A 23088-nucleotide genomic window follows, 5' to 3' on the forward strand; every position below is an offset into this window, starting at 1 on the left:
TAAAGAAAGAATTATGAATAATAATCAAAAGGAAGACTTGCTTAGACCAAGTCAATTTGCCGCGACAGCAAAGGATATTGACGTTTCGTTCGAATTTTTCCCCCCTAAAACGGACAAAATGGAAGAAACGTTATGGCAAAGTATTAGAAAACTTGAACCGCTTAACCCGTCTATGGTTTCTGTAACGTACGGTGCGGGCGGCAGTACGCGTGAACGAACACATAGTACTGTTGAACGTATTTTAAATGAAACGTCACTTACGCCGGCGGCGCATTTAACATGTGTCGGCGCAACAAAAGACGAAGTCGACGAAGTGGCGCGCGCATACTGGGATGCGGGTGTTCGTCATATTGTTGCTCTTCGTGGTGATATGCCAAAAATTGGTCAGGCCTATGAACCCCACAGCGGTGGTTATGAAAATGCGGCCGACCTTGTGAACGGATTAAAGAAAATCGGTGATTTTGATATTTCCGTTGCTGCTTATCCTGAAATGCATCCAGATAGTGCTGATGTCAATGCGGATATTGATAACCTGAAACGAAAAATTGATGCGGGAGCAGACCGCGCTATAACGCAGTATTTCTTTGATACGGATATTTATTTCCGCTTTATGGATAAGGTTTTGGCGGCAGGCATTGATGTTCCAATTGTGCCAGGCATTATGCCGGTTACGAATTTTAAAATGGCCAAGAATTTCTCTGAAAGATGCGGTACATCTGTGCCAACTTGGCTAGAAAGATTATTTGATGGTCTTGAAGACGCACATGATGTCAGACGCCATGTGGCATCAATGGTGACGGCTGAACAATGTTTGCGTCTTTATCAGGGCGGAGTAAAGAATTATCATTTTTATACCCTGAACAGATCTGATCTGACATATACTATTTGTCATATTCTGGGCATTAGACCACAAGGAGGGTCAAATGACTGATCGTACACAATTACTGAAAGATGCGCTTAAGAACAGAATTTTGGTTCTTGATGGTGCCATGGGGACAATGATCCAAGCGAAAAAGTTTACCGAAGAAGAATTTCGCGGTGACCGTTTCAAGCATATCAATCAGGAAATCAAAGGAAATAACGATATTCTGGCGATTACGCAGCCAGATGCCATTTGTGATATTCATAAAGAATATCTTGAGGCCGGATCAGATATCATTGAAACAAACAGTTTTAACGCAACTGATGTTTCACAGGCCGATTATCAAATGGAAGATGTGGTTTATGATCTAAATAAAGCATGCGCAGAAGTTGCAAGAAAAGCCGCAGATGAATATACAGCTTTAACGCCGAATAAACCTCGTTTTGTTGCGGGTGTGCTTGGCCCAACATCAAGAACAGCATCACTATCGCCGGATGTGAACGATCCTTCATTCAGAAACATCAGTTTTGATGAACTGGTAAATACTTATAAAGAAGCGACAGAGGGACTTGTTGATGGTGGTTCGGATCTTATTTTAATCGAAACCATCTTTGATACGTTAAATGCCAAAGCTGCAATCTTTGCTGTGGAAATGGTGTTTGAAGAAAAAGGTGTTAAACTTCCGATCATGATTTCCGGAACCATTACCGATGCGTCAGGCAGGACCCTTTCCGGACAAACCGCAGAGGCATTTTGGTATAGCGTAAGACATGCGGATCCAATCAGTGTTGGATTTAATTGTGCGCTTGGTGCACAGGAATTAAGACAGCATGTCGCGTCAATTGCAAAAGTTGCTGACACGAATATTTCCGCGCATCCAAACGCAGGATTACCCAATGAAATGGGTGAATATGATGAAACACCAGAAGAAACGATGGCGCATTTGAAAGAATGGGCCGAGAGCGGCCTCGTGAATATTCTTGGTGGTTGTTGTGGTACAACACCTGCTCATATTAAAGCTATTTGCGATGCGGTGGAAAATATTGCACCACGCAAAATACCGGTCGTTGAACCCCATATGCGCCTGAGTGGCCTTGAAGCGTTTAAGGTGATCTAATATGACAAAAAGACAAGGTGTATTTATAAACGTTGGGGAAAGAACTAACGTTACCGGATCGGCAAAATTTAAACGTCTTATTCTAAATGGTGAATATGACGAGGCCCTTGATGTCGCCCGCCAACAAGTTGAGGCAGGCGCACAGATCATCGACGTCAATATGGACGAAGCCATGCTGGATAGTGAAGCGGCGATGGTGAAGTTTTTGAACTTGATCGCGTCAGAACCTGATATTTCACGCGTTCCGATCATGGTCGATAGTTCCAAATGGTCCGTGATTGAAGCTGGGCTTAAATGTATTCAAGGTAAAGCGGTTGTGAATAGTATTTCCTTAAAAGAAGGGGAAGAAAATTTCATTGAGCAAGCCAAGCTTATCAAACGTTATGGTGCAGCTGCAGTTGTAATGGCATTTGATGAGACGGGACAAGCTGATACGTTAGACCGCAAATATGAAATATGTGAAAGATCATATCGTGTGCTCGTGGATAAGGTTGGTTTTCCGCCGGAAGATATTATTTTTGACCCCAATGTGTTTGCGGTGGCAACAGGCATTGAAGAACATAATAATTACGGTGTTGATTTTATCGAAGCCACACGAAAAATTACGGATAACCTACCACACTGTCATGTGTCGGGCGGGGTGAGTAACGTTTCATTCTCGTTCCGTGGTAATAACCCGGTTCGTGAAGCCATGCATAGTGTGTTCTTATATCATGCCATCCAAGCGGGCATGGATATGGGGATCGTTAATGCGGGTATGATGACTGTTTATTCTGAAATTCCGGATGAACTTCGTGAATATGTTGAGGACGTTATTCTCAATCGTCGTCCAGATGCCACGGATCGCTTGCTTGAAATCGCCGATAAATATAAAGGCGTAAAAGGTGAGGTTAAAAAAGAAGACCTAGAATGGCGAAATGGTACTGTCAATGAACGCTTGACCCATGCGCTTGTGAAAGGAATCACAACCTTTATTGATGAGGATACCGAAGAAGCACGTCAGCAAGCAGACCGCCCACTTTCCGTGATCGAAGGGCCGTTGATGGACGGAATGAATGTGGTTGGTGACCTGTTTGGATCGGGTCAGATGTTTTTGCCACAGGTGGTGAAATCAGCCCGGGTGATGAAGCAAGCTGTTGCCTATCTGTTGCCATTTATTGAAGAAGAAAAGGTCGATGGTGAAGCAAATTCATCCAACGGTAAAATCCTTATGGCGACGGTAAAAGGTGACGTTCATGACATCGGTAAAAATATTGTTGGTGTGGTGCTTCAATGTAATAACTATGAAGTGATCGACATGGGTGTGATGGTACCGTGCGAGGATATCTTGCAAAAAGCACGTGAAGAAAATGTCGATATGATTGGTCTTTCAGGGCTAATTACACCGTCCCTCGAAGAAATGTGTACGGTCGCCGCTGAAATGCAGCGCACAGGAATGAACATTCCGTTGCTTATTGGTGGTGCAACCACGTCAAAAGTTCATACAGCCGTAAAAATAGCCCCGAATTATACAGGGCCGCTTGTTTATGTACTTGATGCATCGCGCGCCGTTGGTGTTGCTGGGCAGCTGCTTGGTGAAAGCACGAAAGTGTCATTCCAACAGGAAGTCGCCAAAGAATATCATGACATGCGCGTAAAATATGAAAACCGTGATAAATCAGATAATCAGATCAAAATTGACGAGGCGCGCGCCAATAAGTTCAAGGTCGATTGGAATGGGTATGTTCCGGAAAAACCAACTTTCACCGGACTAAAAACATTCGATGATTATAATCTGGGCGATTTGGTGAACCGGATTGATTGGACGCCGTTTTTCCGTACTTGGGAACTGGCCGGTAATTATCCTGCGATCTTAACCGATGATGTTGTTGGTGAAAGCGCATCGGAACTTTTCCGTGATGCTGAAGCCATGCTTCAGAAAATTGTCGATGAAAAATGGCTAAAAGCCAAAGCGGTGATTGGTTTTTGGGGTGCGAATTCGATTGGCGATGATGTTGAACTTTATGCCGATGAAAATAGATCCGAAGTGATCGATACGGTTCATTTCATCCGTCAGCAGATGAAAAAACGAAGTGGTAAAGCCAATATGTGTCTTGCAGATTTCATTGCACCAAAAGAAACAGGCATCAATGATTATTTCGGTGGATTTGCGGTAACAGCAGGTATCGGCATTGATGAAAAGCTGGAACTCTTTAAAGGCAAGCATGATGATTATAACGACATCTTGTTAAAAGCACTTGCAGATAGACTGGCGGAAGCGTTCGCGGAACAAATGCATGAACGCGTCAGAAAAGAGTTCTGGGGTTATGCAAGTGACGAGAATTTCAGTAATGAAGAACTGATCAAGGAAAAATACCGTGGAATTCGCCCGGCACCGGGTTATCCGGCATGTCCGGATCATACGGAAAAAACGGGTCTTTTTGCGCTGCTGAATGCGCGTCAGAATGCGGGTATTGATCTGACTGATAGTATGGCAATGTTACCCGCGTCATCGGTTAGCGGTTATTATTTTGCCCATCCGGAAAGTCAGTATTTCGGCATTGGTAAAATTTCTAAAGATCAGGTTCAGGATTATGCAAACCGTAAAGATATAGACTTAAATCTAGTCGAAAGATGGCTTGCGCCGAACCTTGGGTATTCGCGAAATTAATCTATAACCTTGCGGGATTTTATTTTCTTCTATAAAATGCTACTCATCAGTAACATTTTATAGAAGGATGTCCCGTGGATAAAAGGCGCGCAACCATTGATGACTGGCAAAAGCTTGTTTCCGGTGAACTTAGGAACCGTGAACTTGATGACCTGACGTGGGACACACCAGAAGGAATTAAGGTAAAACCGCTTTATACCGCGGATGATGTTGCGGATATCCCGCAACGTGAAAATTTACCGGGCTTTTTCCCTTTTACCCGTGGCGTGCGCGGCAGCATGTATGCGGGGCGCCCATGGACGATCCGTCAATATGCCGGTTTTTCGACGGCAGAAGAAAGCAATGCATTCTATCACCGTAATTTAAAAGCCGGCCAAATGGGTCTTTCGGTGGCGTTTGATCTTGCAACACACCGTGGATATGACAGCGATCATGAACGGGTTGAGGGCGACGTGGGCAAAGCGGGCGTTGCCATCGATAGTGTCGAAGATATGAAAATCCTGTTCGATGGTATCCCGCTTGATAAAATGTCTGTATCCATGACCATGAATGGCGCCGTAATCCCGTGTCTTGCGTTTTATATTGTCGCAGCGGAAGAGCAGGGCGTTGCCCATGATCAATTAAGCGGCACTATTCAAAATGATATCTTAAAAGAATTTATGGTCAGGAATACTTATATTTACCCGCCGGACGCAAGCATGCGGATTGTGGGCGATATCATTGATTATACATCCCGCGAAATGCCGCGTTATAACAGTATATCCATTTCCGGCTATCATATGCAGGAAGCCGGGGCAACGCAGCTTCAGGAACTTGCCTATACGCTGGCGGATGGGATGGAATATGTACGAACCGCGATGAACAAGGGGTTAGATATTGATGATTTTGCCCCGCGTTTAAGTTTCTTTTTCGCGATCGGAATGAATTTCTTTATGGAAGTTGCTAAGCTACGCGCGGCCCGTACCATTTGGGCGCAAATCATGGAAAATTTCGGTGCTAAAAAACCGAAAAGCATGATGTTAAGAACCCATTGTCAAACATCTGGTGCATCACTCACTGAAAAAGATCCCTATAACAATGTTATCAGAACCACGATCGAGGCCATGGCATCCATGCTTGGCGGCACGCAATCGTTACATACAAATTCATTTGATGAAGCTATTGCCCTGCCAACCGATGACAGCGCCCGTATTGCCAGAAACACACAAATTATACTGCAGGAAGAAACAGGCATGACCAATGTGGTTGATCCGCTTGGTGGGTCATATTATGTGGAAAGCCTTACCAATGAATTGGTGCAGGAAGCGTGGAAAATTATCTCTGAAATCGAAGACATGGGCGGCATGACAAAGGCTGTTGCCAAGGGATTACCGAAACTTGAAATTGAAAAAGCATCGGCCTTAAAACAAGCGCGTATTGACCGCGGTGAAGAAACGGTGGTTGGCGTTAATAAATATGTTCTTGATGAAGAAAAAGACATCAACATTCTTGAAATTGATAATGTGGCCGTACGTAAATCACAGATCAAAAAACTTAAGAAAGTAAAAGCAGAACGTGACGAAGAAAAATGTCAGGCGGCGCTTAATGCCTTAACCGAAACGGCGAAGAGTAACGGTAACCTGCTAAAAGCCGCGATTGTGGCGGCGCGTGCCCGTGCGACCCTTGGTGAAATATCAAAAGCAATGGAAGATGTCTTTGGTCGTCACCGCGCTGATGTAAAATCCATTTCCGGGGTTTACGGTGGTGCCTATCATGGGGATAATGATTATATGGATATTCAAAAACGCGTCGAAAATTTCGAAGATAAGGTGGGCCGCAGGCCACGTATCCTTGTTGCCAAAATGGGACAGGATGGTCATGATCGTGGTGCCAAGGTGATCGCAACCGCTTTTGCCGATATTGGTTTTGATGTTGATATTGGTCCGCTGTTCCAAACACCCGCCGAAACTGCACGTGAAGCGGTGGAAAATGATGTTCATATTGTTGGCGTATCATCACAAGCCGCCGGACATAAAACATTGGTGCCCGCATTGACTGATGCCTTAAAATCAGAAGGGGCGGATGATATCATGGTGATCGCGGGCGGCGTGATCCCGGCGCAGGATTATGATGATCTTTACAAGGCGGGGGTATCCGCTATATTTGGTCCAGGAACCAATATCCCGGCTGCGGCCGCGGAAATACTTGATAAATTAGAAGAACATTTTTAATTCATGAAAATTAAAGCATTTATTTTATTCTTGATGATGGGTGTGATGACCCATGCTCAAGAAATTAGCGAAAATTCAGATATCACTGCACTTTTTGATGCTGAAAGTGTCACAGGAACCTTTGTATTATATGATCCTGAAAAAGATCAATATATCGGTCATAATGCATCGCGCGCGAAAGAGCGGTTTATTCCAGCCAGCAGTTATAAAATTGCTCATACATTGATCGGACTTTCGGTTGGTGCCGTATTTGATGTTGATGAAATTCTCCCCTACGGCGGCAAGCCGGCATATTTAAAAATCTGGGAAAAGAATATGTCGCTTCGGGATGCGATTAAAATTTCCAATGTGCCGATTTATCAGGCATTGGCCCGCCGCATCGGTCCTGATGCGATGAAAGAGGGGTTAGCGAAATTAGAATATGGTAATCAAAAAATTGGCGACAAAATTGACCAATTCTGGCTTGATGGTCCACTTGAAATCAGCGCAGTTGAGCAAGTGCAGTTTCTTGGTAAACTTGCAAATGAACAGTTACCCTTCATGAAATTGCATCAACGTGCGGTGGCGGAAATCACGACATATGAAAAAACGGATGATTATACTTTACATGCGAAAAGCGGTCTGACAACATTCTCTGATCCTGACACCGGTTGGTGGGTTGGATGGGTGACCCGTAACGGCATTCATTACCCATTTGCTTTGAATATTGACGTTATGAATGATCAGGACATTGCAAAACGTGAAGCTTTGGCGAAAGCGTCATTAAGAATTTTGGGGCTATTGTAATTTACATGATCAGCAGGAGATTACTTGATGGATCAAAGTGGTAAAAGAAAATTAGAAGACAAATCAGTTCCGGTAAAAATCAAGCTCGCGCTTCTTTGGGCGGCATTAATGTTTTTATATGTCTATAATGATTATTTCAGCATGTATCTGCCGGGAACGATAGAAGATATGAGCACGGGACAAATTGGTCCACTTGGTGATGCAACTGAAATGGTACTCGTTTCTGTATCGATGATTTTAGCCATTCCTGCTCTTATGGTTTTTCTTTCGGCAGCACTCCCGGCGACCTATAGCCGGTGGCTAAATGTAATACTTGGGGTCGCCTACACAATCATTGAAGCATTAACAATTACCATGCCACACCTGTTTTATCAGATCGTAGTGGTGTTTGAAATTTGCGTCACGCTTTCTATTGTTTATTATGCGATCCGGTGGCCGAAAGAAGCGTAGCGGAAATATTTATAAAACTTCCAAAACCCTGTCCGCAATATCAATATATCGTTTTGAATGTTCGCTGTCCGGATTGCTGATGACGATTGGATTGCCGGCATCTGCTGTTTCGCGAATTTCCATGTGAAGTGGAATGCCACCTAAAAATTCCATGCCTTTCTCGGCGGCTGTTTCCTTGGCGCCGCCATGACCAAAGATATCGGCGCGCTCACCACAGCTTGGGCAGACAAAATAGCTCATATTTTCAATGACACCGAAACAGCGTGTGTTTGTCTTATCAAACATGGTGATCGCTTTTCGTGCGTCGATCAGGGCAAGGTCCTGTGGTGTTGAAACAATGACAGCACCATCAAGTTTGATATTTTGAACCATGGTCAGTTGCGCGTCGCCTGTTCCTGGTGGCAGGTCAATAACAAGTACATCAAGCGGGCCAAACAGGTCCCATTTGACATCCCTTACCATTTGTTGAATGGCGCCCATCACCATTGGGCCACGCCAAATTGTCGCAGCATCTTTTTCCATCAGGTATCCAATAGACATACTGACAATATCATGATTTTTCAGGGGTGTGATCTGACCATTTTCTAGTGATTCCGGTCTTGCATCCGACAGTCCCATAAGGCGCGGCACACTTGGTCCATAAATATCAAGATCAAAAATCCCAGCCTTTAATCCAAGTTTTGAAAAAGAAAGCGCAAGATTGATTGAAGTGGTTGATTTGCCGACACCGCCCTTACCACTGGCAACAGCGATGATGTGTTTTACGCCCGGGATGCCTTGTGGTCCATCTTGTGGTGGTGGTGTACCATGGCCACCAAATGGCTTGGGTTGTGGTTTTTGCTGAAAGGTGCGTTTTTCACCAAAACCCGGTTTTGGCGGTTCATTTGCAGCATCGCGTTCAGCGGTTAAAACCGATGTTACTTTTTTAACGCCGTAAATCTGATGCAGCAGGTTATCGCAAGTGCCGCGCAATTGTTCCATTGCCTCAACATGGGCGGGATCAATATTAAGCGCGTATCCAACATTACCGTCTTTGATGACCAGTCCCTGTACCATGCCGGAATCAATGATATTTTCCTTAGTTACTGGATTTATAATGGTTTTTAGGGCTTCAATAAGCTGATCACGCTTGACGTCTGACATTTCGTTATTACCTATAAAATAAATTAACCGTTCCGCCGTTGCGGTGGGGCACTTGATAGCATATAAGATAGGGTAATCATTTTTTAAAGGGAATAATGTGCTAAAATGATAATTCCCTAAGTATTTCATGTAAGGAGCAATAAATGTCGTGGCAAAATAACGGTGGTGATCGTGGACCATGGGGGCAGGGCCCAAAAAGAGGCGGTGGCGGCGGTAACGATGGCCCACCTGATATTGATGAGCTGATCCGTAAAGGCCAGGATAAGTTTAAAAGCGCCTTTGGCGGCGGCGGTGGAGGCGGTGGCGCTTCTGACCTTGGCGGCGGTAAAGGGATCGGTACGGCATTACTTGTATTGGTTGGTGTATGGCTATACGCATGTTTTTATACGGTTGATGCCGGTGAAGAAGGTGTCGTAACACGCTTTGGTGCCCTTGTTAAAACATCGCAGCCTGGCATTCATTTTCACTTTGTGCCTGTTGAATCTGTTGAAACGACAAACATTGATCAGGAACGTTCAACGGAAATTGGTTTTGCAAGCGAAAAAGAACGTCAAATGCTTACTGGTGATGAAAATATCGTGGACGCACAGTTTCGTGTTTTCTGGCAGATTAAAGATGTGGCAAATTTCCAATTTAATCTGAAAGACCCACAGTTTAGTGTAAAATCCATTGCGGAAAGCGCCATGCGTGAAGTGGTTGCCAGAACCGAAGTTGAACGCGTAATTACGAGTGATAAAGCTGGTATCGAAGAAGAAGTACGTCAAATTACACAACGTATTTTGGATAGTTATGAAGCCGGTATTACCATTACACGCGTGAACCTTGCGGAAGTAAGACCACCTGTTGAAATTTCTGATGCCTTTAACGATGTTCAAAAGGCGGAAGCAGACCGTGACCGTACAATCAGTCTTGCGATGCTAGAACAAAACAGAATTGTGCCGGAAGCACGTGGTCAGGCCGCAAAAATGTTGCAAGAAGCAGAAGCCTATAAAGAGCGTGTTATTGCAGAGGCAGAAGGTGAGGCATCAAGATTTGAATCGATCTTAGCGGAATATTCAAAAGCAAAAGATGTGACCCGCAGTAGACTTTATCTTGATACAATGCAGCAGGTTCTTTCTGGTACCAATAAAATCGTGATTGATAACGATGGGGGCGGCGTCGTGCCTTACCTGCCGCTTAATGAAATTAACAAACGTTCTGGTGGTTCATCCAACCAACCAAACAGTGGCCAATAAGGGAGAAATATGATGAATAAATCAGCTTTATTTGGACTTATCTTTGTTGGTCTTGCGCTTGTTGGTTTCAGCGTTTCAACATATCAGATTAAAGAAACCAATCAGGCGATCATTCTAAAGTTCGGTGAATATCAAAGAACGGTGAAAGAGGCAGGCCTTCATTTTAAAATGCCTATTATTGAAGATGTTGTCTTCTTTGATAAACGTGTTCGTCTTTTAGATATGGAAGAATACACCATCTTTACATCAGACCAGAAGCGTATGAATGTGGATGCTTTCCTTGAATATAAAATTGAAGATCCGCTTCGTGTTTATCAAGCGCTTCGTACGGAACTTCGTGCGGAAGCAAGATTACGCGACATTTCAGAATCAAGCGTGCGTGAGGTATTCGGTCTTCAGCAGCTTAATACAGCATTAAGTGGTGAACGTATCGGTATTATTAATGCTGTTAGAGAATCTGTAACAGCCGAAGCATCAGAACTTGGTATTCAGATTGTTGATCTTCGTATTAAACGTACGGACCTACCACCAGAAAACAGTGCGCCGATTTTCCAAAGTATGATTGCTGACCGTAATCAAGTGGCCCGTGAAACTCGTGCCCGTGGTCAGGAAGAAGCACTTAGAATTACTTCGAAAGCGGAACGCGACCGTACTGTTATTCTTGCGGAAGCAACAAGAGATTCTGAAAAACTTCGCGGTGAAGGTGATGCAATTGCAGCAAAAATTTATGCGGATGCTTATAGTAAGGATCCAGAATTTTATGCATTCTACCGTTCAATGGAAGTGTATAAAAACGCCATGAAAAATGGCGATACATCCATGGTGCTTTCACCGGATAGTGAATTTTTCAAATATTTTGAAAATATGGGGGGCAATTAAAGCCTTAAATGACGGATATCATTATCGCAATCGGTCTCGTGTTGGTGATAGAGGGTCTTTTATATGCCCTCTTTCCCAACAATATGAAACGGATGATGGCGATGGCGTTGGAACAACCGGCAGAAAGCTTGCGTAACGCCGGATTAATCGCCGCCATCATCGGTATTGCGATAATTTATTTGATAAAGTGAAGGGTTTATTCGCTCATTTGCGTATCATGTTCGTAATTTGGTCATAATTGCCAATAAAAATAGTTGATATAAAAAAAATTAAACGATCAGGAAGAAAACATGACATTAATTAAAAAAGTATCAGGTGCGTTCATCATATTAGCATATATGGTTCTGACGCCATCACTATCTAATGCGCAAGGGGCGCCAGATAGTTTTGCTGATCTATCGGAAGAACTGCTTCCGGCGGTGGTAAACGTATACACCACACAAAATATTCGCGTTGATAGAAACAGAAGAGGCGGCGGCGCATTCCCGCCGGGATCACCATTTGAAGAGTTCTTCAGACGTTTCGGTGAACCAAATCAGGATGGTGAAGAAAGCGACCGCAATAGCCGCCCACGTGTACAGCAACGCCGCTCACTTGGTTCCGGGTTTATTATTGATGCGGAAGGTATCATTATTACGAATAACCACGTAATTGATGAAGCTGATGAAATTTCAATTCGTCTTCAGGATGGTACAGAACTTGAAGCCGAGGTCATTGGTAAAGATGACAAGGTTGATCTTGCTGTTCTTAAGGTCGAAGCAGATGAGCCGCTTCCATTTGTAAGATTTGGTGATGATACGCAATCTCGTGTTGGTGATTGGGTATTGGCGATTGGTAACCCGCTGGGTCTTGGTGGTACTGTTACAGCAGGTATTATTTCCGCACGTAACCGTAATATCAATTCAGGTCCTTATGATGATTATATCCAAACGGATGCTGCGATTAACCGTGGTAACAGTGGTGGCCCAATGTTTAATATGGACGGCGAAGTGATCGGCGTGAATACGGCGATTTATTCACAAACAGGTGGTAACATTGGTATTGGTTTTGCTGTTCCGTCAACACAAGCGCAAATCGTAATTGCACAGCTTCGTGAATATGGCCGCACAAAACGTGGTCGTATCGGTGTTCGTATCACAGAAGTTTCTGATGAAATTGCAGAAAGTCTTGGTCTTGAAAATTCAAACGGTGCGCTTGTAAATAGCGTCGAAGAAGATAGCCCATCCGAACGTGCAGGCGTTGAATTCGGTGATATCATTATTGAATTTAATGGCACTGAAATTAAAGAAATGCGCGATCTGACATCAACTGTTGCAAACACTGAAATTGGCAGCACAGTACCAATGATCGTTCTTCGCGAAGGTGAGCGTAAGACACTACGCATCACAATTGATGAACTTGATGAGGGTAACGGCGACGAAGAAGAAAGCAGTGAAGGTGATGATGAAGGAAGTTCTGATACAGAATCCATCATTGACCTAACGCTTGCTGAACTTGATGATGATGCCCGTGAAGAACTTGAAATTGACGAAGACATCCAAGGTGTTCTTATTACCTCTGTTGATTATGACAGTGGCCGCGAAGGACTACGTCGACTACGTCGTGGTGATGTGATTGTCGAGGTTACTCAACGTGATGTTTCATCTATCGAAGATGTAAAAGAACGTATTGAAGCGCAAAAGAGTGCTGGCCGTTCGGTTGTTCTTCTTTCGGTTTATCGTCGCGGCGAATATGCCCACGTTCCGATCAGCCTTGATGAAGACGAAGAAGAGGAATAACCACTTCAAATATTTAAAAGAAAGGCTCGGGATAATCCCGGGCCTTTTTTGTTTTGGGATACTTGCAAAAATACGTGATATTTCATAGGCTCTTAGGTGAGGATTCTGACCCTTAAAAATAAATCAAATGGGAGGACCCTATATGGGACTATCAAATATAATTAAAATGACAGCAGTACTTGCGGCATCATCGGTTGCCGTAAACGCAGCAGAAGTCATTCGTGGCTTTACGCCGGAAAATAGTGAAAAGCAATATGCGCTTGAAGCTGAAATTGATAAACGTATCAACAAACAAAATATGGACGACTGGATGAAATTTATGACATCGCGTCCACATGCGACAGGCCAACCATTCGATAAGGAAGTGGCCGATTTTATCGCCGGAAAATTCACCGAATGGGGATATGATACGGAAATCAAAGAATATCAGGTTTTAATGCCAACACCGAAAGTGCGTGTGGTTGAACTTGTTGAGCCAACAAAATGGACAGCCAAACTTAAAGAAGACGCTGTTCCAGAAGACCCAACATCGGGTCAGGAAGATCGTCTGCCGATTTATCACTCATTCTCACCAGACGGTGAAGTAACAGCAGAAGTGGTGTTTGTAAATCAGGGCCTTCGTGAAGATTACGAAGATCTGGAACGTCGCGGCATTGATGTTAAGGGTAAAATTATTTTGGCGAAATACGGCGGTTCATGGCGCGGTATTAAGCCAAAAATGGCAGAAGAAAAAGGTGCCATAGGTACATTGATTTATTCTGATCCTGCGGATGATGGTTACGGCCAGGGTGATGTCTATCCAAAAGGGGCACACAAACATCCATCCGGTGCACAGCGTGGTTCGATTATGGATCTTCCAACACGTCCGGGTGATCCGTTAACACCATATGTTGGTGCAACGAAGGACGCGGAACGTATTGACCTTGATGATGTTGAAATTTTTGTTGGTATTCCAACACTTCCAATTTCATATGAAGATGCCCAACCGATCTTAGAAGCTCTTGAAGGGCCAGTTGCACCACCAAGATGGCGTGGTGGTCTTCCAATCACATATCATATGGGTCCTGGACCTGCGAAGCTTCATATGAAGCTTGAATTTAACTGGGATATCGTTCCTGCGTATAACGTGATTGCGAAAATGAAAGGTTCTGAGTTTCCTGATCAGTGGGTAATTCGTGGTAACCATCATGACGCATGGGTGCATGGTGCAGCTGATCCGGTTTCCGGCATGGTCGTTGAAATGGAAGAAGCCCGTATCCTTTCCGAAATTGCTAAAGAAACAGGTTGGCAGCCAAAACGAACGATCGTTTTCGCGGCTTGGGGCGCTGAAGAGCAAGGTTTGATCGGTTCTGTTGAATGGGTTGAAGATCAAGCAGAAGAGCTAAGCGAAAAGGCGGTTGCTTACATTAATACCGATGGTAATGGTGCCGGTTTCCTAGGTGCGGGTGGATCGCATACACTTGAAACATTCTTTGATCAAATCGCACATGATGTAAAAGATCCAATTCAGGGAATGAGTGCTGCTGAACGTGTTCAGTCACGTAATTTAATGTCAAGTAATCCGGTTACGCGCTCACGCGCTGAAAAATCAAGCCATTATTACTTAAGCGCGCTTGGTTCCGGTTCTGATTATTCCGGATTTTTCCAACATTTGGGAATTACATCAATGAACATCGGATATGGTGGTGAATTTGGTGGTGGTTCTTATCACACCAATTATGATAGCTATCATTATTATACGACTTTCCGTGATCCGGGACTTCATTATACCCATGCGCTTGGTTCAGTAACAGGCCGTGTGGCAACACGTCTTGCCAATGCGGATGTGCTTCCGTTCCAGTTTGGGAATTTCGCGAGAACCGTTTCCGAATATGCTGATGAAATGGTGAGCGCGATGGAAAAAACACGCGCTGATGTGCTGCGTCATAATATGCTTGTGAATAACGGGCATTATAAAGCAGCTGCAAACATCCGTGAAGCATTCCAGGAACCAACTCTTCGTGAAGAGGTGCCGTATATTAACCTGTCACCTATGCAAAATGCCGTGAAGCGCCTGCAAGCATCTGCAGAGGCTTTCGATACAGCCTATAAAGCAATGGGGGCCGCAGGATTTAACCTGTCCAAAAGCGATGTGAACAAGCTTGATAAATTGATGTATCAAATCGAAAGCAAGCTTACCCGTCCAGAAGGTTTACCACGTCGTCCGTGGTATCGTCATCACATTTATGCGCCAGGTTATTACACGGGTTACGGTGTAAAAACATTGCCGGGTGTTCGTGAAGGGATCGAAGAATACAAATGGCAAGAAACACAGGAACAAATGGCAAAACTCGCCGAGGTTCTGAATGCCTATTGTGATCAGCTTGATCAGGCGACAGCAATGATGCAATAAAACATATCGGGCCGGGGCAGAAATGTTCCGGCCTTTTTTAGAAAGGCTAGTTATGACTAAATATAAACGCATTGATATTTCTGCAATTTCCGATGAAAAAATGCCAGTAGCTGCCGATAAGTTATTAAGTGGAAAGCCCGTTCAAAGTGCAGTGAACCAATATACTAATGACAAGGAAAATTTCTTTGTTGGGGTTTGGGAATGCAATTCTGGAAAATGGGCTGTCGATTATTCCGAAGAAGAATTTCTAACCATTTTGGAAGGTGAAGCAATCATTACCGAAATTGGCGGTGAGCCACAAACCCTTAAAAAGGGGGATCATATGGTGATTTCAAAAGGTTTCGTTGGTACATGGGAAACCGTGGATTACGTCAAAAAACTATATGTCATTTATGAAGATTAATGAATTTATAGTTTTATTTTAAATGTCACCTTAAGTCCGCCATCAGGAATATTTTCTAAAATAAGTGTGCCGTCATGGGCCTCTGCAATATCACGGGCAATGGATAAACCAAGACCAAACCCGCCTTGATCTGCATGACGTTCTTTGCTTAGTCGCTCAAACGGTTCCATGGCTTGTTTTAAAAACTCGTTTTCTATTCCCTTACCATTATCTGTAATTGTTATAATGGCTTGATCATTGTCTTGTGATAGGGAAACTATGGCTTTTTCACCATATTTGCAGGCATTATCAATCAGGTTGCTGATGGCTCTGGAAATGGCGTCCGGGTCGCAATTGGCAATTATGGATGGGTTTTCTTGTAAACTGACAGATAAACCCTGATCTATAAATTCATTACATTCTGTTTCAAGTAATGAACTTAGATCCGTTTTTCTCTTTGTTAGTTCTTTGGTGCTGCCTTTTAAATAATCAATGGCGGATGCGGATATTTTTTCCATTTTATTGATGGATGCGATGAAACTTATCTTTTCATCACCATCATCCATTAGTTCTGCTTTAAGCCTTAATGATGTTAATGGCGTTCTGATGTCATGGCTCATGGCGGCGAGTGTTTTGGTACGGCTTTCGATGTGGTTTGCCACATCTTTTTGCATTTTATTAAATGACCTTGTCGCGAGGCGCAGATCTGATGGTCCTTCTTCTTTAACTTCTGAGACTTCGAAATTCTGGCTAAATTCACCAATGGATTTGGTAAGTCGGTCAAGCGGTCTTGCTATTCTTAAGACGACGAATATAGCAACAATGATTACGATGATAGAAATGGTTGTCGAGTAACTATAAAACCATCCAAAACTAAAATTATTATGATTGTGGACATTCATCGCCACATTCAACCATTTTCCATTTTGAAGCTTTATGGAAACGACGGTTTTAATGATTTTACTATGATCATATGAATCGTAATAGGTGATATTAAATTCATCAGGAAGAACATTGGTTTTACCAATAATGACTTCATTTACAGGTACATTTAACCTGTTTTTTAATTTTTCTGTCGCAGATTTTATGGGCGCATCATCATATGGCGTTGCGAGTGAAGTCTCTGTAAGGGCGTAATGTAAATATCTTAAATTTACCATATCGAGGAAGGTGGGTAAATTTTCTTCTTCGATACTTGCGTTCATTTCGTATATGTTTGCTAAATGATCGATTAAATCTTCATCGACAGTTCGTTCATCCTCGTAATCTTCTAATAATTCTTCGACTTGTTCACTAATATGAATAGCCATCATTGATATGATGATAACAGCGACTAATTGTCCAGCAATGGATGATGGCATTAGATTTTTAATCATTTTTCTATCCATTCCAGTTCAGCTGAAAACACATAACCGCCGCCCCATTTGGTTGTTATAATTTCCGGATTTTTAGGGTCAATTTCGATTTTTTGTCTTAAGCGACTTACCTGATTGTCAATGCTTCTGTCAAATAGCTGTGCTTCGCGTCCCTTGGTCAGATCAAGCAATTGATCACGGTTTAATACTGTTCCCGCATGCTCAATTAGGGTGGACAGTAAAGTATGTTCGCCGGAACTTAGTCTTATTGAAACACCATCACAATTTATGACTTCTTGCTTCGTAAGGTCGAATGTCCAGCCAGCGAAGGTTGCGATGCCTTTTGTGGGTTGATCATTTTTCGGGATTAATTGTGTGCGTCTTAATACGGATTTTATACGCGCGAGTAATTCACGGGGGTTAAACGGTTTCGATACATAATCATCTGCCCCTAATTCAAGGCCGACGATACGGTCCGTTTCATCGGTTAATGCTGTAAGCAAGATGACGGGAATTTTCGTTGTTTCCTGAATGCGTCTGCAAATGGATAGGCCGTCTTCGCCCGGCATCATGATATCTAAAACAATTAGGTCGATTGACGCTGTTTTTAATACGGCATCCATTTCCACGCCACCAGCGGCCGTTGAAACGCGCAGACCGTGTTTCGTCAGATACTGTGCAAGTGGATCACGAATATCGGCGTGATCGTCAATGACAAGAATATGTGGTGTTTCCGTGTTCATGATTTCATCTTAGCGGAAGAATTTCGTTTTACGAAAATTATTTTGTATCAAATTGTCGCAAGTCCGGACCTTGATACATTTTGATACAATTTACTGATTTCTCGACACACTTTTTAGGGTGGTGCTGTGCTTTTATGTCTTTAACGCAATTAATTTAATGAAAGTTCAGTATTATGAAAAAGTCACATCAATTCACCGCACTACTTATGACAACCGTATTTGGGTTTGGTCAAATGGCCTTTGCGCAAAAGGTTGAAACCACGGCGGATGGATCAACAGTTACCTACGAAAAAGATTTTTTTACAAATTATAATGCCGTAACGCTTCTTGATATGCTGCTTATCATTCCAGGCGGTAAAGAAATTCTTGATAAAAACAGTAACCAATATAGCGGCGGCGCAGAAGGACAGGGTGAGCGTGGATTTGGTTCTGGCGGTGATCAGATTTTGATGAACGGTAAACGTCTTGCTGGTAAATCCAATAATATTGAAGACACACTGTCACGAATTTCTGCGGAACAAGTTGAACGCGTTGAAATCATCCGAGGCGTTGCGGACGGTCTTGATGTTCAAAGTCAGGGACTTATTATCAATGTAGTGATGCAGGAAGGTGGCAGCAACGCCACAACATTCTGGAAAGTATCAGCATTAAAAACTTTCAGCAGGGATACTAAACCTGAATTTACCCTATCCCGAAGCGGATCGGTCAGCGGCCTTGATTATAATGTCAGTATTGAACGGTCAGATAGTGGCTATTTTTATAATCGGGATGAGACTGCCTTTAATAGTACAGGTGATGTGACATCAGAACAAAATGTTGATGCCGGTTTCGCGTGGGATAGCTTTATTTTTAATACCAATCTTGGTTATCAGTTCGCGGATGGCAGTCAATTACAATTAAACGGTCTTTATTCGCCGGGTGGCAATGATGGTTATGAAATCCGTAATAAAACGACCAATGCACTTAACCCGGTTTCTCGTCTTATTGATGGGTCATCTGATGAATGGGAAATTGGTGGTGATTATACAAAAAATCTTGGCGTACTTGGTAACTTTAAAGCATTGTTTGTAATTAACGGTGATGACGGTTCGGAAAGAGTGTCCGTGACAAAAGGAAGCGATGCTGACAATTTTGAAGCTACGAATGAAACAGAAGTGACGAGCAAGTCAGAAAAGATTTTGCGTCTATCCTTAAATAAAGGGCTTACTGAAAAACAGTCACTGGAATTTGGTGGTGAAGTGGCCATTAATACATATGATAAATCATTCGTCAGAAATCAACGCAACGCGGCCAGTGAAGATTTTCTGCTTATCAATAGTGATGAAGTGATGATTAAGGAAAACAGGTACGAAGTTTTTGCCAATCATACTTATAATATTTCCAGTAACTTTGTTTTGCAAAGCTCCCTTGTGACGGAATTTTCAACCATTATTGCGGATAACGTGTTTGCAGGCGGCACGCCAACAAGACGTGATACCAGTTTCACATATTTCAAGCCGCGCTTTAATTTACGATATGATATTTCCGATCAGGATCAGTTCCGCGCCACAGCTGAACAAAAGGTCAGCCAACTTGATTTTGGGAATTTTGTCACCCGTTATGACCAACAAGCAGAAGTATTAAGGTTCGGTAATCCCAATATCCGCCCGGAACAGGTCTGGGAATTCACGGCGCAATATGAACACCGTTTGCCAAATGATGGTGGGTCAATTGCAATTGAAGGATTTTACCGTGCCTATGAAGACCACATCACACAAGTGGATTTTACAGAGTATCAAAATTTATCAGGCGATGTGATTACGGCCGATCAATTTTTCACCTTACCACCGACAGCGGGCTTGCGTGACATGATTGATTTTACCTCAAAAGCTGGGAATATTGACCGTGCATCATCGATCGGAGCCAAATTAAACATCACGAAACGTCTTGATTTTATTGGTTTACCCCAAGCCGTATTCAGCACCAATTATACTTATGAGAAACGTCGTGCCACAGATCAGTTTACCGGCGAAAGCATTAAATTCCCGTTTGCATCCGATCATACGCTAACCTTTAATTACCGTCATGACATTACGGACATCGGGTTTGCTTATGGCTTTAGCGGTGAATGGAAAAGCGATTATGAAATGCGTGATATCAATTGGCACTGGCCAACCAATCCGAATTTTAAACTTGAGGCCTTCGCCGAATATATTGTCATGGATGGCATCAAGCTTGCGGTACAGCTCGAAAATATTATGAAAAACAGAAGCACATCCACATTCACATTTTATAATGACCACAGAAGATTTAATGAAAGCTTTGGGCATACGGACCGGAAAACAACCAATTGGACGGAACTGACCATATCATTACAAGGAACATTTTAAAAAGAAAGGCCCGGTTAATAGCCGGGCTTTTTTATTACCTTGACAAAACCCGCGCATGAAATTAAATATGACTGACCGTTCGGTCATTTTAATGAAATGGATGTAATATGCGTCAAAAAATTGGCAAAGAAAAAATTCTGGATACGGCCTTAAAACTGTTTGCTGTAAATGGGTATCACAAAACTTCAATCAATCAGATTGCGATTGATGCCGGGGTTTCAAAAGGGCTTACCTATAATTATTTTCGAAGTAAGGAAGAATTACTTCTTGCGATTATTAACCGGGCAACGGACCAAATGATGATTGTGGCTGATGATATGACAGCTGATGAAAGTTTCGAAGAAACTTTAAAAACATCGCTTGATCAGTTCATAGCATTTTTAACGGAAAACAAAGAATATCTGACCTTTCAATTAAGCCTTCTTTTCCAGCCGGATTTAAAAGAAATCGTAAAAGAACCGCTTACGAGACGAGCAGAAGAACTTTTAAAACAAACGGTCATTATGTTTGAAAAGGCAGGGATCAATGACGCCAAATTAATTGCACGTGGGTTTTTGGCTGAGCTCGATGGCATAGCCCTACATGAATTATCAGTATTTGAAAATTACCCACTCGAAGAAATGAAAAATCAGCTATTTGAAAGATATAAGGGCACAGGTAAATGAGTAACTTTGTAATAAATAAATGTAATATTGATGATGTCGCTGATTTAAAAAGTGAATATCTTAAAAGCATTTCTGCACCCATTGATGGCATGTGGATGGTTTTTATTTCAATGGCTGATCATTATGGCATTTATCATCAGGATAAATTAATTGGAAGCATTGCCGTTAATGCGGAAAATAAAATGCTGCAGTTCATTGTATCGGCTGATTATGATCATCAGGAAATCTTTAAACAGGCAATTGGTGAGCTGGATATCAAAGGAGCAGTTGTTGAAACACAGGAAGAGCTGTTTTTATCTTTGACGATGGATCATCAGAAAACGGTATCAGTAAATGCTCATTTATACGAATGCGCAGATGAAAAGGTTTTGGACAAAGCTATTTTTCCAAAAGGCATGGTTTTCAAACCTGTAAATATGGATGAATTTGAAACGGCAATTGATTTTGGTGTGGCTGCCATTGGCGCGCCGGAAGAATGGTTGCGTGGTTATTATAAAGAACGGATTGATAGCGGTGAATTATTTGGTCTTTGGAATAATGAAGATTTAATCGCCGCAGGTGAAACCAGACCGAGCGCCAACCAAAAACCCTATGCCGATCTTGGTATGGTTGTGGCCACAGATTATCGGGGTAAAGGTATTGCAACGGAAATTATGAAAGCGATGCTTCATGATTGCAGAAAACGAGATTTGAAACCAATTTGTTCTACGGAAAGTGGTAACATTGCTGCACAAAAAGCCATCTTAAAATCAGGCTTTAAAAGTAAGCGACGAATATTGGATGTTAGTTTTGGTGAATAAAGTCACAAAAAAAAGCCGGGTTATTGACCCGGCTTTTTGTCTAGGAATTTATATCTGATTAAGCCAGTAGCACTTGAACGCCAGGAAGTTCTTTTCCTTCCATCCATTCAAGGAATGCACCGCCTGCTGTTGAAATGTGGCTGAACTGTTCAGCAACGCCCGCATGGTTAAGTGCAGCGACGGTGTCGCCACCACCAGCAACAGAAACAAGTGTTCCGTTTTCAGTGAGTGATCCTGCCGCCTTGGCAACAGTAACTGTTGCCGCATCAAACGGCTCAATTTCAAACGCGCCCATTGGGCCGTTCCAGATTAGCGTTTTGCAGGTTTCGAGCGCTTCAGCAACGTTCGCCGCAGAAGCTGCACCGACATCAAGGATCATTTCATCTGAAGCAACATCATCTGTGCCTGATGTTCTGTTTTCTGCGTTTGCCGCAAATTCTTTCGCAAGAACAACATCGCTTGGCAGATGGATTTTACATCCTGCTTTATCTGCATTTGCCAGAATATTTTTTGCTGTGTCCGCCAGATCATGTTCACAAAGGGATGCTCCAACATCCACACCTTGCGCCGCAAGGAATGTGTTGGCCATACCGCCACCAATGATCAGATGATCAACTTTTTCCACGAGGTTCGTAAGCACATCAAGTTTCGTTGAAACTTTTGCACCGCCCACAAGGGCCGCTACAGGATGAACCGGTGAACCAAGCGCGCCTTCAAGGGCGTTCAGTTCTTTTTCAAGGGCAAGACCAGCCGCAGATGGTAAAATCTTTGCTATGCCCTCTGTTGATGCATGGGCGCGGTGACAACATGAGAATGCGTCATTCACATAAAAATCAGCATTTGCCGCAAGGGCTTCTGCGAAGTCAGCATCGTTATCTGTTTCTTGTTTATAAAAACGAACATTTTCAAGAAGAAGAACTGCACCGTCTTCCATGGCGTCGATTACTTCACCAACTTCGTCACCAATACAGTCATCAATATATGAAACCGGAAGGCGTGTTGCATTGGCCAATGGTTGACCAAGTGGTTCTAGCGACATTTCTGGAACGCGTTCGCCTTTAGGGCGACCGAAATGAGATAACACAAGAACGCGTGCGCCGGCCTCAGCAAGTGCCATAATGGTTGGGGTTACTGATTTAATGCGTGTGTCGTCGGTGACAACGCGGTTACCGTCATCATCAAGTTTCATCGGTACATTTAGGTCAGCACGAAGAAGGACGCGCTTGCCAGCAAGCGCGCCCAGACTTTCAATGTTTCTGAATTTTGTCATTA

The 23088-nt window shown here is 43.1% G+C and carries 17 protein-coding genes and 1 pseudogene; 14 read left to right on the top strand and 4 right to left on the bottom strand.

The window, feature by feature from the left end:
• Positions 1 to 13 precede the first annotated feature (13 nt).
• The 5 genes and pseudogenes from metF to KW060_RS01315 all read left to right on the top strand — a co-directional run bounded on the left by metF (position 14) and on the right by KW060_RS01315 (position 8075).
• Complete coding sequence (gene metF, locus KW060_RS01290; RefSeq protein WP_249036670.1) at positions 14 to 931, top strand: methylenetetrahydrofolate reductase; 918 nt, start codon at positions 14 to 16, stop codon at positions 929 to 931.
• Positions 924 to 4629, top strand: a pseudogene (metH, locus tag KW060_RS01300) (methionine synthase). Before metF ends, metH begins: the two are co-directional and overlap by 8 nt.
• Positions 4630 to 4703: 74 nt before the next feature.
• A complete protein-coding gene (scpA, locus tag KW060_RS01305) occupies positions 4704 to 6839 on the top strand; it encodes a methylmalonyl-CoA mutase (protein WP_249036673.1) in 2136 nt (711 codons plus the stop codon).
• 3 nt (positions 6840 to 6842) lie between these two features.
• Positions 6843 to 7625, top strand: coding sequence for a class D beta-lactamase (blaOXA, locus tag KW060_RS01310; RefSeq protein ID WP_249036674.1), 783 nt, complete (start codon positions 6843 to 6845; stop codon positions 7623 to 7625).
• A 27-nt stretch (positions 7626 to 7652) separates the two neighbouring features.
• Positions 7653 to 8075, top strand: coding sequence for a DUF6326 family protein (locus tag KW060_RS01315; RefSeq protein ID WP_249036848.1), 423 nt, complete (start codon positions 7653 to 7655; stop codon positions 8073 to 8075).
• Positions 8076 to 8084: 9 nt separating this feature from the next.
• Here the strand turns inward: KW060_RS01315 and KW060_RS01320 are convergent, their stop codons facing one another.
• The gene (locus tag KW060_RS01320) at positions 8085 to 9218 is read right to left on the bottom strand and encodes an Mrp/NBP35 family ATP-binding protein (RefSeq protein ID WP_249036675.1); all 1134 of its coding nucleotides are present in this window, start codon (positions 9216 to 9218) and stop codon (positions 8085 to 8087) included.
• Between the two features lie 143 nt (positions 9219 to 9361).
• Between KW060_RS01320 and hflK the strand changes: the two genes are divergently transcribed.
• From hflK to KW060_RS01350, 6 genes are all read left to right on the top strand, one after another.
• Complete coding sequence (gene hflK, locus KW060_RS01325; protein WP_249036676.1) at positions 9362 to 10453, top strand: FtsH protease activity modulator HflK; 1092 nt, start codon at positions 9362 to 9364, stop codon at positions 10451 to 10453.
• Between the two features lie 9 nt (positions 10454 to 10462).
• Entirely contained in the window at positions 10463 to 11332 is an 870-nt protein-coding gene (gene hflC / locus KW060_RS01330) for a protease modulator HflC (protein WP_249036677.1), read from the top strand.
• 8 nt (positions 11333 to 11340) lie between these two features.
• Positions 11341 to 11523 (top strand): DUF2065 domain-containing protein, encoded by a 183-nt coding sequence (locus tag KW060_RS01335; RefSeq protein WP_249036678.1) that lies wholly within the window; start codon positions 11341 to 11343, stop codon positions 11521 to 11523.
• Positions 11524 to 11622: 99 nt separating this feature from the next.
• Positions 11623 to 13110 (top strand): Do family serine endopeptidase, encoded by a 1488-nt coding sequence (locus KW060_RS01340; protein ID WP_249036679.1) that lies wholly within the window; start codon positions 11623 to 11625, stop codon positions 13108 to 13110.
• A 142-nt stretch (positions 13111 to 13252) separates the two neighbouring features.
• Entirely contained in the window at positions 13253 to 15502 is a 2250-nt protein-coding gene (locus KW060_RS01345) for a transferrin receptor-like dimerization domain-containing protein (RefSeq protein ID WP_249036680.1), read from the top strand.
• A gap of 52 nt (positions 15503 to 15554) precedes the next feature.
• The gene (locus tag KW060_RS01350) at positions 15555 to 15905 is read left to right on the top strand and encodes a cupin domain-containing protein (RefSeq protein ID WP_249036681.1); all 351 of its coding nucleotides are present in this window, start codon (positions 15555 to 15557) and stop codon (positions 15903 to 15905) included.
• 5 nt (positions 15906 to 15910) lie between these two features.
• Here the strand turns inward: KW060_RS01350 and KW060_RS01355 are convergent, their stop codons facing one another.
• Positions 15911 to 17260 carry a sensor histidine kinase gene (locus tag KW060_RS01355; RefSeq protein ID WP_249036682.1) on the bottom strand — a complete coding sequence of 450 codons (1350 nt, stop codon included), beginning with the start codon at positions 17258 to 17260 and terminating at the stop codon, positions 15911 to 15913.
• Complete coding sequence (locus KW060_RS01360; RefSeq protein ID WP_249036683.1) at positions 17257 to 17982, bottom strand: response regulator; 726 nt, start codon at positions 17980 to 17982, stop codon at positions 17257 to 17259. The genes KW060_RS01355 and KW060_RS01360 overlap by 4 nt, the downstream gene beginning before the upstream one ends.
• 173 nt (positions 17983 to 18155) lie before the next feature.
• On the opposite strand from KW060_RS01360, the gene KW060_RS01365 reads away from it, so the two are divergent.
• From KW060_RS01365 to KW060_RS01375, 3 genes are all read left to right on the top strand, one after another.
• Positions 18156 to 20351 carry a TonB-dependent receptor plug domain-containing protein gene (locus KW060_RS01365; RefSeq protein WP_249036684.1) on the top strand — a complete coding sequence of 732 codons (2196 nt, stop codon included), beginning with the start codon at positions 18156 to 18158 and terminating at the stop codon, positions 20349 to 20351.
• Positions 20352 to 20458: 107 nt separating this feature from the next.
• A complete protein-coding gene (locus tag KW060_RS01370) occupies positions 20459 to 21016 on the top strand; it encodes a TetR/AcrR family transcriptional regulator (protein ID WP_249036685.1) in 558 nt (185 codons plus the stop codon).
• A complete protein-coding gene (locus tag KW060_RS01375) occupies positions 21013 to 21816 on the top strand; it encodes a GNAT family N-acetyltransferase (protein WP_249036686.1) in 804 nt (267 codons plus the stop codon). The genes KW060_RS01370 and KW060_RS01375 overlap by 4 nt, the downstream gene beginning before the upstream one ends.
• A gap of 58 nt (positions 21817 to 21874) precedes the next feature.
• Here the strand turns inward: KW060_RS01375 and KW060_RS01380 are convergent, their stop codons facing one another.
• Positions 21875 to 23086 (bottom strand): phosphoglycerate kinase, encoded by a 1212-nt coding sequence (locus KW060_RS01380; RefSeq protein WP_249036687.1) that lies wholly within the window; start codon positions 23084 to 23086, stop codon positions 21875 to 21877.
• Between the last annotated feature and the right edge of the window lie 2 nt (positions 23087 to 23088).

The sequence above is a fragment of the Pseudemcibacter aquimaris genome (assembly GCF_028869115.1).
Classification (GTDB): domain Bacteria; phylum Pseudomonadota; class Alphaproteobacteria; order Sphingomonadales; family Emcibacteraceae; genus Pseudemcibacter; species Pseudemcibacter aquimaris.

Bases quoted from the DNA above. Each gene is read 5' to 3' on its own strand.
- KW060_RS01350 (WP_249036681.1), top strand. From the start codon at position 15,555: ATGACTAAATATAAACGCATTGATATTTCTGCAATTTCCGATGAAAAA.
- hflC (WP_249036677.1), top strand. From the start codon at position 10,463: ATGATGAATAAATCAGCTTTATTTGGACTTATCTTTGTTGGTCTTGCG.
- KW060_RS01340 (WP_249036679.1), top strand. From the start codon at position 11,623: ATGACATTAATTAAAAAAGTATCAGGTGCGTTCATCATATTAGCATAT.
- KW060_RS01315 (WP_249036848.1), top strand. From the start codon at position 7,653: ATGGATCAAAGTGGTAAAAGAAAATTAGAAGACAAATCAGTTCCGGTA.
- KW060_RS01335 (WP_249036678.1), top strand. From the start codon at position 11,341: ATGACGGATATCATTATCGCAATCGGTCTCGTGTTGGTGATAGAGGGT.
- hflK (WP_249036676.1), top strand. From the start codon at position 9,362: ATGTCGTGGCAAAATAACGGTGGTGATCGTGGACCATGGGGGCAGGGC.
- KW060_RS01320 (WP_249036675.1), bottom strand. From the start codon at position 9,218: ATGTCAGACGTCAAGCGTGATCAGCTTATTGAAGCCCTAAAAACCATT.
- metF (WP_249036670.1), top strand. From the start codon at position 14: ATGAATAATAATCAAAAGGAAGACTTGCTTAGACCAAGTCAATTTGCC.
- KW060_RS01375 (WP_249036686.1), top strand. From the start codon at position 21,013: ATGAGTAACTTTGTAATAAATAAATGTAATATTGATGATGTCGCTGAT.
- blaOXA (WP_249036674.1), top strand. From the start codon at position 6,843: ATGAAAATTAAAGCATTTATTTTATTCTTGATGATGGGTGTGATGACC.
- KW060_RS01370 (WP_249036685.1), top strand. From the start codon at position 20,459: ATGCGTCAAAAAATTGGCAAAGAAAAAATTCTGGATACGGCCTTAAAA.
- KW060_RS01360 (WP_249036683.1), bottom strand. From the start codon at position 17,982: ATGAACACGGAAACACCACATATTCTTGTCATTGACGATCACGCCGAT.
- KW060_RS01365 (WP_249036684.1), top strand. From the start codon at position 18,156: ATGAAAAAGTCACATCAATTCACCGCACTACTTATGACAACCGTATTT.
- KW060_RS01355 (WP_249036682.1), bottom strand. From the start codon at position 17,260: ATGATTAAAAATCTAATGCCATCATCCATTGCTGGACAATTAGTCGCT.
- KW060_RS01345 (WP_249036680.1), top strand. From the start codon at position 13,253: ATGGGACTATCAAATATAATTAAAATGACAGCAGTACTTGCGGCATCA.
- KW060_RS01380 (WP_249036687.1), bottom strand. From the start codon at position 23,086: ATGACAAAATTCAGAAACATTGAAAGTCTGGGCGCGCTTGCTGGCAAG.